The sequence below is a fragment of the Mesorhizobium captivum genome (assembly GCF_033977165.1).
In the GTDB taxonomy this organism is placed as follows: domain Bacteria; phylum Pseudomonadota; class Alphaproteobacteria; order Rhizobiales; family Rhizobiaceae; genus Mesorhizobium; species Mesorhizobium captivum.
On sequence record NZ_JAVIJB010000010.1, the window covers coordinates 42,603 to 55,660 of the forward strand.

A 13,058-nucleotide genomic window follows, 5' to 3' on the forward strand; every position below is an offset into this window, starting at 1 on the left:
CCGTCGAGACCGGCTGCAAGCGATTGGCAACCACTGTTTCGGATGACGTATGGGAAAGCGTCGGGAATGACTTGCCGGTGCTTGACGACCTTTCACCGCCAACATAATGAGTTCGCTCGGAACGCCGGGAGCATGGAAGGCCTCGTGGCGGAGTGGTTACGCAGAGGACTGCAAATCCTTGCACCCCGGTTCGATTCCGGGCGAGGCCTCCAAATGCCCGGGCTCCGGCGCCGTCGCGCCGGAGCGTCAGGTTCCGGTCGAATTGGCCCGCTGATTTCATGCGGGTAGCGAACTGGCGCGGAAGCGGATTGGTTGGGACATGAACGCTGATTTTTCCGAACGCCGCGTGAAGATGGTCGATGGCCAGATCCGCACCACCGACGTGACCAGCGCGCCGCTGATCGAAGCCATGCTTTCCGTGCCGCGCGAAGCCTTTGTCGGCGCCGGCCAACGCGATCTCGCCTATATCGACGAGGACATCCGTGTTTCCGGCGGCGCCAATGGCAGCGGCGCCCGCTACCTGATGGAACCGTCGCCGCTCGCCAAGCTTTTGCAACTGGCCGAGATCAGCAACAGCGATTCGGTGCTCGATGTCGGCTGCGGCACCGGCTATTCGGCCGCCCTGCTTTCCCGAATCGCAAAATCGGTGGTTGCGCTGGAAAGCGACCCGGCATTGGCTGAAGCCGCGAAGTCGACGCTTTCGACGCTGAGTTGCCAGAACGTGACGGTGATGACCGGGCCGTTGCCGCAAGGTCATGCCGCGAAGGCACCTTATGATGTCATCTTCATTGGCGGCAGCGTCGAGGAAGTGCCTGCGGCATTGCTCGGCCAACTCGCCGAGGACGGACGGCTGGTTGTGGTCGAAGGCCAGGGCAACTCTGGCGTGGCTCGGCTATTTTTCAAGGCTGGGGGGGTTGTAACCGGAAGACGCGCATTTAATGCGGCAATTAAGCCACTACCGGGCTTCGAACGTGCCCATGCATTCGAATTTTAAGCGTTTTTGCCTTGCAGCGAAGGCGCTGTCATGATCGCTTGCGCCTGAACAATCGTTGCTGATTTGCTTAACCGGGCATTTTCGGGGGGCTGTCAGCGGGGGAACGATACCACAACGCGGCGCTGGTCGATCCGTTTAGGGTGGGCTGACGCGGCGTGGTTCCCATGCAAAACGAATGAGGGAAATAACGTGCCGCCCGTACGCAAGACTTTTCTAACAGCCATGCTCGTTTCGGCGACCGCGCTTTCGCCAATGGCCGCATCCGCCGAGACCATTACCGGCGCGCTCGCCAAGGCCTATCAATACAATTCCCAGCTGAATTCCGCCCGTGCCGGCACCCGCGTTACCGATGAAGGCGTTGCCATCGCCAAATCGGGCTACCGCCCGACGATCAAGGGATCGGCGAGCATCGATTACACGAGCAGCCACTCCAACAGCCTGGGTCAAACCTTAAACATCACTACAGGTAACTTTGGGGTTCAGATCGACCAGACGCTGTTCGACGGGTTTCAGACCAAGAACAATGTCGCCGCCGCCGAAGCGCAGGTCAGCGCCTCGCAAGAAAGCCTGCGCAACACCGAAGAGAACATCCTGTTCAACGCGGCAAGCGCCTATATGGATGTGATCCGCGATCGTCAGATCGCGGTGCTGACCGAACAGAACCTGCAGTTCCTGACCGAGCAGGCGCGCGCTGCACGGTCGCGCTTCGAGGTCGGCGAGGGCACCCGCACCGACGTCGCTCAGGCCGACGCCTCGCGCTCCACCGCGGTGGCCCAGCTCAGTGCCGCTCGCGCGACGGCGCAGGCCAGTGCCGCGACCTACCACCAGATCATCGGCGACGAGCCGGGCAAGCTCAGGGCGGCCGCGCCGGTTGGGAAGTTGTTGCCGGCGAGCCTCGATTCGGCCTTCACCGTTGCCGCCGCGGAGCATCCGGCCATCCTTGCCACGGAACATCTTGTCGACGCCGCTGCGTTTTCGGTGAAATCGGCCGAAGGGGCGCTTTTGCCGCAGCTTTCAGCCAGTGCCGGGATTTCGAGCCAGTACCGCAACACCACGCCCGGCGTTTTTGCATCATCGTCGTCCGAAGGGACAACGAATTCGGCCAATATCGGCGCGACGCTCACCGTACCGATCTATTCGGGCGGCCGCACCTCGGCGCTGGTTCGCCAATCGAAGGAATCGCTTAGCCAGGCCCGTATCGAAGTCGACGTCAGCCGCGACCAGGTGCGCCAGGCCGTGGCTTCGGCATGGACGCAATACACCGCGGCCCGCGAAAGCGTGGATGCCAACAGGCAGGTGATCGCCGCCGCGCAACTGGCGCTCAACGGCGTCATCGAGGAGCGCAATGTCGGCCAGCGTACCACGCTCGACGTGCTCAACGCGCAGAACGCCGTCATCACGGCCAAGATCAACCAGGCCAGCTCCGAACGCGACGTCGTCGTAGCGAGCTACGCCATCCTGTCGGCGATCGGCCGGCTGTCGGTCGACCGGCTCGGCCTAGCGGTCACGAAATACAAGCCGGAAGAGCACTACAACGCCGTCAAGGACAAGTGGATCGGACTGCGCACGCCGGACGGCCGCTGATCCTTCTGCAAACTTCCAAAGGCGCCGCGCATCCGACGGATGGGCGGCGTTTTTGCGTTTTTGCGTTTGAGCGCCAAGCGGCCGGCTGCTGGCGCGGAGTCAGCTAATCTGTTGAAATCCAATGTCTCCCCAGATTGGGGATTCTCGGATGACGATCGGTCGGTTACGCTGTCGCCATTGATTCGAATTCCGGCCGGGCCGGAATGGAAATCTGCAATAGGTCACAAGGGCGGCGGATGTGACGATGGCGACGGCAAGCAGCGCACAGCGCGAACCTTCCATGGAAGAGATTCTTGCTTCCATCCGAAGGATCATCGAGGACAGCGACACCGGCCGCAAGCAACCGGCCGACAACGGTGACTTGCGCCAGGACCTCCAGCCGACGGCGGCGGCGCCGGCCGCCGACGTTGACGCCTTCCGTTCCGATCTCAACGCGGAATCCGCCCCCAGAAAGCCGGTGAGCCTGGCGGAAATACAGGCCCAGCTCGCGGCCTCCGATCCGGCGGTCGAGCGCGGCGAGACGCGCCCCGAACCCGTGAAGACCGCGCCTGCACCCACCACCCTGGCCGAAGTAGGGGGCAGCGTCGCTGCCGAGCCCGGCGCTCCGGCCGCAGCAGCAGGCGCACCGCAAAGTGCCGATACCATCGTCGCCGACTGGCGGCGCGAGATCGCTGCCGTTGGCGGAAGCTCGGTCAAAGCGAAGGTGGCGACTCGCCCTCCGGAAGCGGCGCCCGAAGTCGAGATCGACGAGGAGGATCTTGCCGCGCCAGCTACCGAAACCGTGGTACCCGGCAAGGTCTCAGGGTCATCCTCGGCCGATTTGCCGCCGGCCCGGCCGACGATCCTGTCCGAACATGCGGGCCGTCAGGTCGCTGCGGCGTTCGGCGAGCTTTCCGATGCCTTCGCCAGCCGCGGCAAGAAGACCTTCGACGAAATGGCCGAGGAGATGCTGCGGCCGATGCTGCAGGACTGGCTCGACAACAACCTGCCGACACTGGTCGAGCGGCTGGTGCGCGAGGAAATCGAGCGCGTGGCGCGCGGCGCGCAGTGATTTTGCCAGATCGTTCAAGCTAATTTCTGCGCGACGCGCTTTAAGATGCGCTGCCATCTGGCGGCGCTTTGTTTCCGGCAAATGCAGCCTTGGGATCGTTTTGCGATGAGGCGTGGGATTGCCGTCAGTCGCGGCAAGCCCATCTGGGCGAGGCGGGCCTATCCTTCTCGCGGTTGACTCGGCCAAGAGCTTCCGATTTACACCGGACGCTTGTTCCCGACAGTTCGGACTTCCTCCATGCTTGATAAAACCTACGACGCAAAAACCGTCGAGCCGAAGATCGCCAAAATCTGGGAAGAGGCCGACGCTTTCCGCGCCGGCGCTGGGGCGGAGGAAGGGGCGGAGGCCTTTACCGTCGTTATCCCTCCGCCGAACGTCACCGGCTCGCTGCATATGGGCCATGCGCTCAACAACACGCTGCAGGACATACTGGTGCGCTTTGAGCGCATGCGCGGCAAGAACGTGCTGTGGCAGCCCGGCATGGACCATGCCGGCATCGCCACGCAGATGGTGGTCGAGCGCCAGCTGATGGAAAGGCAGATCCACCGCCGCGACCTGACGCGCGAAGAGTTCATTGAAAAGGTCTGGGAGTGGAAGGCCGAATCCGGTGGCGCGATCTTCAACCAGCTGAAGCGGCTCGGCGCCTCGGCCGACTGGTCGCGCGAACGTTTCACCATGGACGAGGGTCTGTCCAAGGCGGTGCTGGAGGTTTTCGTCACGCTCTACAAGGAGGGCCTGATCTACAAGGACAAGCGCCTTGTGAACTGGGATCCGAAGCTGCTCACGGCCATTTCCGACCTCGAGGTCGAGCAACACGAGGTCAACGGCAATCTCTGGCATTTCCGCTATCCGGTGGAAGGTACGGTGTTCGACCCTGAGAATCCGAAGACGTTCATCACCGTCGCCACGACGCGCCCCGAAACCATGCTCGGCGATACGGCGGTGGCCGTGCATCCCGACGACGAACGGTTTCGCGATCTGGTCGGCAAGAACGTCATCCTGCCGATCGTCGGCCGGAAGATACCTATCGTGGCCGACGAATATTCCGACCCGGAGAAGGGCTCCGGCGCGGTCAAGATCACGCCGGCGCATGACTTCAACGATTTCGAGGTGGGCAAGCGCCACAAGTTGCCGGCGGTCAACATCTTGACCGTCGAAGCCGCCGTCAAGCTCAAGGACAACGAGGACTTTCTCGCCGGTCTTGAGGTGACGCCGGAGCGCCAGGCCGTCTGGGACGAGCTCGACGGGCTGGACCGCTTCGCGGCGCGCAAGAAGGTTGTGGAACTGATGGAAGCCGGCGGCTTCCTGGAAAAGGTCGAGCCGCATCGCCACACCGTGCCGCATGGCGACCGCGGCGGCGTGCCGATCGAGCCGTTCCTCACCGACCAGTGGTACGTCAACGCGGCCGAGCTCGCCAAGCCGGCCATCACCTCGGTGCGCGAAGGCCGCACAAACTTCGTGCCGAAGAACTGGGAAAAGACCTATTTCGACTGGATGGAGAACATCCAGCCCTGGTGCATCTCGCGGCAGCTCTGGTGGGGCCACCAGATTCCGGCGTGGTACGGGCCGGATGGACGCGTCTTCGTCGAGAAGACCGAGGAAGAGGCGCTCGCCGCGGCGATCGAATATTATCTGGCGCTGGAAGGCCCGTGGAAGGCCTGGGTCGAGGACAAGCTCGAGAACTTCCAGCCGGGCGAGATCCTGACGCGCGACGAGGATGTTCTCGACACCTGGTTCTCCTCGGCGCTGTGGCCGTTCTCGACGCTGGGCTGGCCCGACCAGACGCCGGAGCTCAAGACCTACTACCAGACCGACGTGCTGGTGACCGGCTTCGACATCATCTTCTTCTGGGTGGCCCGCATGATGATGATGGGCCTGCATTTCATGGACGAGGAGCCGTTCCACACGGTCTATGTCCATGCGCTCGTGCGCGACAAGAACGGGCAGAAGATGTCGAAGTCGAAAGGCAACGTCATCGACCCGCTCGACCTGATCGACGAATACGGCGCCGATGCGCTGCGCTTCACCTTGACCGTCATGGCGGCGCAGGGACGCGACGTGAAGCTCGACCCGGCGCGTATCGCCGGCTACCGCAATTTCGGCACCAAGCTGTGGAACGCGACGCGCTTTGCCGAGATGAACGAAGTCGCCAGGAACGACGATTTCTGGCTGAACGACGCCAAGCTCGCGGTCAACCGCTGGATCCTGACGGAGCTGACGCGGGCGGCCCGCGCGGTCACCGAGGGCATTACGACCTACCGCTTCAACGAGGCGGCGGGTGCGGCCTACCGCTTCGTCTGGAACCTGTTCTGCGACTGGTATCTGGAACTGCTGAAGCCGGTGTTCATGGGCACCGACGAGGCGGCCAAGGCGGAAAGCCGGGCCTGCGTCGCCTTCGTGCTCGACGAGATCTACAAGCTGCTGCATCCGATGATGCCGTTCATGACCGAGGAGCTGTGGGCGCAGACCGCGGGCGAGGGCAAGGAGCGCGAGTCGCTGCTTTGCCACGCCGCCTGGCCGTCGCCCGACTTCGAGGACGACGACGCGGCCGCCGACATCAACTGGCTGGTCGATCTCGTTTCCGGCATCCGCTCAGTGCGCTCGGAAATGAACGTGCCGCCGGCGGCGATCGCGCCCCTGGCGGTGATCGGCGCCAACGCGACGACGCGCGAGAGGCTCGAACGCCACGGTCAGGCTATCAAGCGCCTGGCGCGCGTCGGCGGCATATCGCTCGCGGAAACGCCGCCCAAGGGCTCGGCCCAGATCGTCCTCAATGAAGCGACCATCTGCCTGCCGCTCGGCAGCCTCATCGACCTCGCGGCTGAGGCCATGCGCTTGCAGAAGGAACTGGCCAAGGTGACCGAGGAGATCGCCCGCCTGCACAAGAAGCTGTCGAACGAGAAGTTCGTCGCCAACGCGCCGGAAGAGGTGGTCGAGGCCGAGCGCGAAAAGCTCGCCGAATATCGCGAAGCGCAAGAGAAGCTTTCGGTCGCCCTGACCAGGGTTCGCGACGCCGGCTGAGAGGCAAGATTCGGCCTAGCTGGAGGGGCCGCTTTCCGCACCGGAATGCACCTTGAGAGCAGGCATGCCGTTGCGTTAATTTTGACGTAAACGGAAACTTTTAGCCCCATTGTTGCCATAATGTAACAATGGGCCTGTTTCCTGCAAAATGGCCTGTTTTTGGGCTACATTGAAAGGTTTTTGCAGCTTTTTCCTGCCATTCCATGCCTATTAAGCCGCGATTAGCTCGATTTCGCGGCCGGGCACGATGGCGAAAATGCGAGCTGTCAAGGTGTACGTGTACAACTCTTGAATTCGCAGTTGCGCCATTAACCCGAATTGGCTCTAGCTTGATCCCGCATATCTCGGGGAGGGACTTCCATGAATATTTTGCGGCTCAAAGCACTGCTGGGGGCAGGGTGCTTTTCGCTCGCTCTGATCGGCTCGGCGATGCATCCGGCACATGCCGGCGGCCTAGAGCGTGGCGGCTACGATATCGATCTTCTGTTCGATCCGTCGCCTTTCGCGACGGAAGCGGAAGCGACCTTCGTGATGCCGGATCGCAAATACAAGAATGCGCGCGGTCCGGGAGGGCTCGACCTCGGCTTTGGCACTACGGCCGATGGGGCCGAGGACTATTGGGTTCCGCGCATTGGCGCCAAGGTTCAGGTTGTCCAAGGCATCGACTGTATGGTCGACTATTCGCAACCTTGGGGTGCGCACACAGCGCCCGGGGTCTGGAATGGTGCGTTTTCCAACATGGAAACCGACATCAAGAGCGACAACTACGCGGCTACTTGCTCCTATAAAATGGATGCGGGCAAGGGGCAGCTTCGCTTTATCGGCGGCGTTTTCTATCAGAAGGTCTACGGCTTCAAGGAAAGCCTGGTGTCACCGTTGGTGCCCGACTTCGGCGGTACCGGTCGTGTCGATCTGACGAGCAACGGCTGGGGCTGGCGCGCTGGCGTTGCCTACGAAATCCCCGACATCGCGTTGCGCGCGAGCCTCGTCTACAATTCGAAGGTCAAGCTCGACAACATCTCGGGCACGCTCGATCTCACGAATGTCGGCGGGGTTGTCCTGCCGATCTACGGCTCAACGCAGTACATGCCGGATGTGGTAGAATTGAAGCTGCAGTCGGGCATCGCACCCGGATGGCTCGCCTTCGGTTCGATCAAATGGGTCAATTGGAGTGTTTTGCAGAGCGTTCCTATCTGTGTAGTGGGTACTCCTGCTGCGCTATGCGTCACGGGCGATGACGCTCACTCAGCTCAGGTAACCTCGCTTGACCTGATGTATCGTGACGGTTGGACGGTTTCAGGCGGCATAGGCCATAAGTTCAATGACCAGTGGAGCGCTGCCGGCCAGCTTTCCTGGGATCGCGGTACCTCGCATGGCTACGGTTCGCAGACCGACACCTGGACGTTTGGCGGTGGTGTTGCCTATACGCCGAAGCCGAATATCGAAGTGCGCCTGGCGGGTGCGGTCGGTGTCATGACCAGTGGCCATTCCGGGACGGTCGCTGGCGAGAACGGCTATGTGGCTGGCACGGACGCCAGCTACGACTTCGGTAACGATCTGGTCACCGCAATTTCGGGCGGCATCAAGATCAAGTTCTAAGGTTCCGCAAATTTTAAAAGAAAGGCCGGCACCGCCCGGCCTTTTTTGCTGTGCAATCAACAGCCTGGCTCGACCGGCCGATCCTATGTTGCAGGTTCTCATCACAACTGGCGCCCTTCACGATTGTGACGTTTTAGCAACAGTTTATGAACAACCCCGGCGCTAAAAGGCTAGCCGAGGGAACTGCCTATTTCCCGCCATAAACCCGGAGCAACTCGAATAGGTCTCGGGATGCGTGCCAGGTTGGCCCGGCGATGGGAACGGCCGCGGGGTGTGCGGCAAGGACGAGTATGGACGCCAAGGCAATCTCCAAGGCCAAGCTGCCCAGCCGCTACGTGACCGTTGGTCCGGCGCGCGCGCCGCATCGCTCGTACCTCTATGCCATGGGATTGTCGGCGGCCGAGATCGCGCAGCCTTTGGTCGGCGTCGCCAGCTGCTGGAACGAGGCGGCGCCCTGCAACATCTCGCTGATGCGCCAGGCGCAGGTGGTGAAGAAAGGCGTGGCGGCCGCCAACGGCACGCCGCGCGAGTTCTGCACCATCACCGTCACCGACGGCATCGCCATGGGCCACCAGGGCATGAAGTCGTCGCTGGTCTCGCGCGAGGTCATCGCCGATTCGGTCGAGCTCACCATGCGCGGCCATTGCTACGACGCGCTGGTCGGGCTTGCCGGCTGCGACAAGTCGCTGCCCGGCATGATGATGGCGATGGTTCGCCTCAACGTGCCGTCGATCTTCATATATGGCGGCTCGATCCTGCCCGGCAGCTATCGCGGCAGGCAGATCACCGTGCAGGACGTGTTCGAGGCTGTCGGCCAGCATTCGGTCGGCACGATCAGCGACGACGAGCTGCTCGAGATCGAGCAGGCGGCCTGTCCTTCGGCGGGTTCCTGCGGCGCCCAGTTTACCGCCAACACCATGGCGACCGTCGCCGAGGCGATCGGCCTGGCCTTGCCCTATTCCTGCGGCGCGCCGGCGCCATACGAAATGCGCGACCGCTTCAATTTCGCCTCCGGCGAAAAGGTCATGGAGCTGATCGCCAAGAACATCCGGCCGCGCGACATCGTCACGCGCAAAGCGCTGGAGAATGCGGCAACCGTCGTGTCCGCCACCGGCGGTTCGACCAACGCGGCGCTGCATCTGCCGGCGATCGCGCATGAGGCCGGCATAAAGTTCGACCTGTTCGACGTGGCAGCGATCTTCGAGAAGACGCCTTACATCGCCGACCTCAAGCCCGGCGGCAAATATGTCGCCAAGGACATGTTCGAGGCCGGCGGCATCCCGCTCTTGATGAAAACGCTGCTCGATCACGGCTATCTGCACGGCGATTGCCTCACCGTCACCGGCCGCACTTTGGCCGAAAATATGCAGCACGTTGCCTGGAATGACAGCCAGGATGTTGTGCGTCCCGCCAATCGGCCAATCACCAAGACAGGCGGTGTTGTGGGCTTGAAGGGCAACCTTGCCCCCGAAGGCGCGATCGTGAAGGTCGCCGGCATGTCGGAGCTGAAATTCTCAGGTCCGGCGCGCTGCTTCGATTCGGAAGAGGAGTGCTTCGAAGCGGTCACGCAGCGCAATTACCAAGAAGGCGAGGTCCTCGTCATCCGCTACGAGGGGCCGCGCGGCGGTCCGGGCATGCGCGAGATGCTGTCGACGACGGCGGCGCTTTACGGCCAGGGCATGGGCGGCAAGGTGGCGCTGATCACGGACGGACGCTTTTCCGGTGCTACACGTGGTTTCTGCATCGGCCATGTCGGGCCGGAGGCGGCGGTCGGCGGGCCGATCGGGCTCGTCAAGGATGGCGACGTGATCTCGATCGACGCCGTGAAGGGCACGATCGAGGTGGCGCTGTCGGATGCGGAGCTGGCGGCGCGGGCGAAGAAATGGAAGGCGCGTGAGACCGACTACCAGTCCGGCGCGATCTGGAAATATGCGCAGACCGTAGGGTCGGCCCGCGACGGCGCCGTCACCCATCCGGGCGGTGCGAAAGAAACACACTGCTATGCGGACATTTGAGATGTTGAGGTCGTCTGTCTTTTCGGCACTGGTCGCGGTTGCGACCTTGGGCGCCGTCGGGCAGGCCATGGCCTTCGACGACAAGGTGTTCGACGACAAGACGGGGGTGAAGCCGCAGTCGAGCCCGTGGGCGGTGTTCCAGTTCGGCTTTTCCGCCTACAAGAACGGCCATAAGGACCAGGCCGTCGAGGCCTATAAATACGCCGCCGAGAACGGCCAGATCGGCGCCACCTGGAAGCTTGCGCGCATGTATGCCGAAGGCGACGGCGTGACGCGCGACGACTATGCGGCCTTCAAGTTCTTCTCGGAGATCGTCGACCAGGACGTCGAGCCCGGCTCGCCGGAGGAAAGCTACGTCTCCGACGCGCTTGTCGCCCTCGGCGACTATCTGCGCAAAGGCATCCCGGGCAGCCCGGTCGAGGAAAACGAGGTCGCGGCGCAGGAATATTACATGCGCGCCGCCGCCAACTACCGCAATCCGAACGCCCAGTTCGAGATCGGCCAGATGTTCCTCAAGGGCGAGGGCGGCGTGAAGGCCAGCGTCAAGCAGGCCGGGCGCTGGCTGCAGCTGGCGGCTGAAAAAGGCCATGCCGGCGCGCAGGCGACGCTCGGCAATCTGTTGTTCCAAAGCGGCAAGGTCGTGCGCGGCCTGGCGATGATGACGGCGGCGCTGGAGCGTGCTCCGCCGGCCGATCAGCCCTGGATCCGCAGCATGCAGGAAGAGGCCTTCGCCGCCGCCGGCGAGGCCGACCGCCGCACGGCGATTTCGCTCGCCGACGACATTCTGACCAAGGGCAACAACGGCGACCAGTAAGCGGCGGCTTTCAGTTGTCGGTAGGCTCCGTCGGAACCGTGCTCGGCATCGAGGTCGGGTGCAATTTCGGCGCCTGGTTCTCGCCGGGGCAGTCGTCCTTCACCTTCGTCCAGGAGGTGTTGTTGAGAACCATGTCGCAGCGCGCGAGGTGACTTTCGCCGGCAACGGTCAGGCAGGCCGTCTCACCGACCTTGAAGGATTTGCCGTTGGCAAGGCATGCCTGGGCGAGCGTCGGCGCCGGCGCGGCGAACGCCAGCGCAAAGCCGATCGGGCAAAGAGCAAATCGGATCGTCATCGAACCCCCGCGACAACCCGCATCAAACGCGCGATTTGTGGCGATATCAGGGTTCTGCGCGAGTTAGCTGAATAGCTTCTTCAGGCCGGCTGCAGGTCGAGATCGATCGCCACTGGCACATGATCGGAGGGTTTTTCCCAGGCGCGCACATGCTTTTCGACCGAGGCCGAGGAAAAGCGGTTGGCAGCTTCGGGCGACAGCAAAAGATGGTCGATGCGGATGCCGTTGTTCTTCTGCCAGGCGCCGGCCTGATAGTCCCAGAAAGTATAGACGTCGGAGGAGTCAGTGACGGCGCGCACAGCCTCGGTGAAGCCGAGATTCTTCAGGCGGCGGAAGGCTTGCCTCGTCTGCGGCTGGAACAGCGCGTCGCCGAGCCAGTTCTCGGGGAACCTGGCGTCGGCGTGCTCCGGAATGACATTGTAGTCGCCGGCCAGCACCAGCGCCTCCTCGAGCCTGAGCCGTTCTTCCGCCCAGCGCTCGAGCCGCGCCATCCATGACAGCTTGTAGGAAAACTTCCTCTCGTCGTCGACCGGATTGCCGTTTGGCAAATAGAGCGAAGCGACGCGCAAGGCGCCTTTGTCGGTCGAGAAGACGCCTTCGATGAAGCGCGCGTGGTCGTCGACATCGTCGCCCGGCAAGCCGCGATTGACCTCGTCGAAGGGTAACTTCGACAGGATGGCGACGCCGTTGAAGCTCTTTTGGCCGTTGGTCTCGACATTGTAGCCCAGCGCCTCGATCTCGGCGCGCGGGAACTGATCGTCGAGGGTCTTGATCTCCTGTAGGCAGACGATGTCCGGCGCGCTCTCGGTCAGCCAGTGGGTAAGGTTGCCGATGCGGGCGCGGACGCCGTTGATGTTCCAGGTGACGATCTTCATGCGGACCTCAATGTTCTTCCGGCGCAAGGCGCTCGACGAGGCCGATCGTATTGCCTGCGGGGTCCTTTAGAAAGGCCATCCATTCGCTTTCCCCCGCCGGACCGAACTGGCCCTCGGTGTCGCGATGGACGAGCGCCGGCGGCGCGGTGAAGGGAATACCGGCTGCTTTCGCCTCGGCATGGAAAGCCTCTAGACCTGCAATGTCGAGATAGACGGTGCCGGGCGGCACGCCGTCGGCAAAGAACAGCCGCACACCGCACGTCATGATGAAAGCAATGCCGGGCGGATCGTAGCGTGCGTGCACGCTCATGCCGAGCACACCCTGCCAGAAGGCCAGCGTCGCATCGAGATCGCGCCCGGCCGACAGCGCGACCTGGCGGACCGCGCCTATCGCTGACATCGTAGTTGTCAGATGGAGAAACTGGTGCCGCAGCCGCAGGAGGCGACGGCGTTCGGGTTCCTGATCTGGAAGGACTGGCCCATCAGGTCGTCGACGAAGTCGATCACCGAGCCGCCCATATAGACCAGCGAGAGGTCGTCGATCAGGATCGTCGCGCCATCTTTCTCGATGGCGACGTCGTCGTCGTTGCGACTATCGACGAGATCGAACTTGTAGGAAAAGCCGGAGCAGCCGCCGCCTTCGACGGAAACGCGCAGCGCCGTCTTGCCGGGCTCGCCGGACAAAATCCTGGCGATCCGCTTCGCGGCGGCGTCGGTCATCTCGACCTTCATGGCAGTCTTGGCATCCGCGCCCATCGACGTCACCTTGCTTTCGGTTTCCCATGATAGGTATGAAGCGGGCGGGGGCAA

The 13,058-nt window shown here is 62.8% G+C and carries 11 protein-coding genes and 1 tRNA gene; 8 read left to right on the plus strand and 4 right to left on the minus strand.

The features are described 5' to 3' along the window. Positions 1–138 precede the first annotated feature (138 nt). The 8 genes from RFM40_RS11105 to RFM40_RS11140 all read left to right on the plus strand — a co-directional run bounded on the left by RFM40_RS11105 (position 139) and on the right by RFM40_RS11140 (position 11,078). Positions 139–212, plus strand: a tRNA-Cys gene (locus RFM40_RS11105). A 107-nt stretch (positions 213–319) separates the two neighbouring features. Beyond that, complete coding sequence (locus RFM40_RS11110) at positions 320–994, plus strand: protein-L-isoaspartate O-methyltransferase family protein (RefSeq protein ID WP_320277544.1); 675 nt, start codon at positions 320–322, stop codon at positions 992–994. Between the two features lie 189 nt (positions 995–1,183). Next, the gene (locus RFM40_RS11115) at positions 1,184–2,578 is read left to right on the plus strand and encodes a TolC family outer membrane protein (RefSeq protein ID WP_320277568.1); all 1,395 of its coding nucleotides are present in this window, start codon (positions 1,184–1,186) and stop codon (positions 2,576–2,578) included. Positions 2,579–2,822: 244 nt separating this feature from the next. After that, a complete protein-coding gene (locus RFM40_RS11120; RefSeq protein WP_430691660.1) occupies positions 2,823–3,629 on the plus strand; it encodes a PopZ family protein in 807 nt (268 codons plus the stop codon). A gap of 237 nt (positions 3,630–3,866) precedes the next feature. After that, on the plus strand, positions 3,867–6,650 hold the full coding sequence (locus tag RFM40_RS11125; protein ID WP_320277546.1) for a valine--tRNA ligase: 2,784 nt from the start codon (positions 3,867–3,869) through the stop codon (positions 6,648–6,650). Positions 6,651–7,010: 360 nt separating this feature from the next. Then, positions 7,011–8,249 carry an OmpP1/FadL family transporter gene (locus RFM40_RS11130; protein ID WP_320277547.1) on the plus strand — a complete coding sequence of 413 codons (1,239 nt, stop codon included), beginning with the start codon at positions 7,011–7,013 and terminating at the stop codon, positions 8,247–8,249. 290 nt (positions 8,250–8,539) lie between these two features. Beyond that, positions 8,540–10,264, plus strand: coding sequence for a dihydroxy-acid dehydratase (ilvD, locus tag RFM40_RS11135; protein WP_320277548.1), 1,725 nt, complete (start codon positions 8,540–8,542; stop codon positions 10,262–10,264). After that, a complete protein-coding gene (locus tag RFM40_RS11140) occupies positions 10,251–11,078 on the plus strand; it encodes a tetratricopeptide repeat protein (protein WP_320277549.1) in 828 nt (275 codons plus the stop codon). The genes ilvD and RFM40_RS11140 overlap by 14 nt, the downstream gene beginning before the upstream one ends. Positions 11,079–11,088: 10 nt before the next feature. On the opposite strand, the gene RFM40_RS11145 is transcribed toward RFM40_RS11140, so the two are convergent. From RFM40_RS11145 to erpA, 4 genes are all read right to left on the minus strand, one after another. After that, the gene (locus tag RFM40_RS11145) at positions 11,089–11,373 is read right to left on the minus strand and encodes a hypothetical protein (protein WP_320226565.1); all 285 of its coding nucleotides are present in this window, start codon (positions 11,371–11,373) and stop codon (positions 11,089–11,091) included. A gap of 80 nt (positions 11,374–11,453) precedes the next feature. Further along, positions 11,454–12,248 (minus strand): exodeoxyribonuclease III, encoded by a 795-nt coding sequence (xth, locus tag RFM40_RS11150; protein WP_320226566.1) that lies wholly within the window; start codon positions 12,246–12,248, stop codon positions 11,454–11,456. Positions 12,249–12,255: 7 nt separating this feature from the next. Beyond that, on the minus strand, positions 12,256–12,648 hold the full coding sequence (locus tag RFM40_RS11155; RefSeq protein WP_320226567.1) for a VOC family protein: 393 nt from the start codon (positions 12,646–12,648) through the stop codon (positions 12,256–12,258). Positions 12,649–12,656: 8 nt separating this feature from the next. Next, on the minus strand, positions 12,657–13,004 hold the full coding sequence (gene erpA / locus RFM40_RS11160) for an iron-sulfur cluster insertion protein ErpA (RefSeq protein WP_292304269.1): 348 nt from the start codon (positions 13,002–13,004) through the stop codon (positions 12,657–12,659). Between the last annotated feature and the right edge of the window lie 54 nt (positions 13,005–13,058).

Excerpts from the sequence above, each read along its gene's own strand:
- RFM40_RS11145 (WP_320226565.1), bottom strand. The coding sequence starts at position 11,373 with ATGACGATCCGATTTGCTCTTTGCCCGATCGGCTTTGCGCTGGCGTTC.
- RFM40_RS11155 (WP_320226567.1), bottom strand. The coding sequence starts at position 12,648 with ATGTCAGCGATAGGCGCGGTCCGCCAGGTCGCGCTGTCGGCCGGGCGC.
- RFM40_RS11130 (WP_320277547.1), top strand. The coding sequence starts at position 7,011 with ATGAATATTTTGCGGCTCAAAGCACTGCTGGGGGCAGGGTGCTTTTCG.
- ilvD (WP_320277548.1), top strand. The coding sequence starts at position 8,540 with ATGGACGCCAAGGCAATCTCCAAGGCCAAGCTGCCCAGCCGCTACGTG.
- erpA (WP_292304269.1), bottom strand. The coding sequence starts at position 13,004 with ATGGGCGCGGATGCCAAGACTGCCATGAAGGTCGAGATGACCGACGCC.
- RFM40_RS11120 (WP_430691660.1), top strand. The coding sequence starts at position 2,823 with ATGGCGACGGCAAGCAGCGCACAGCGCGAACCTTCCATGGAAGAGATT.
- RFM40_RS11110 (WP_320277544.1), top strand. The coding sequence starts at position 320 with ATGAACGCTGATTTTTCCGAACGCCGCGTGAAGATGGTCGATGGCCAG.
- xth (WP_320226566.1), bottom strand. The coding sequence starts at position 12,248 with ATGAAGATCGTCACCTGGAACATCAACGGCGTCCGCGCCCGCATCGGC.
- RFM40_RS11140 (WP_320277549.1), top strand. The coding sequence starts at position 10,251 with ATGCGGACATTTGAGATGTTGAGGTCGTCTGTCTTTTCGGCACTGGTC.
- RFM40_RS11125 (WP_320277546.1), top strand. The coding sequence starts at position 3,867 with ATGCTTGATAAAACCTACGACGCAAAAACCGTCGAGCCGAAGATCGCC.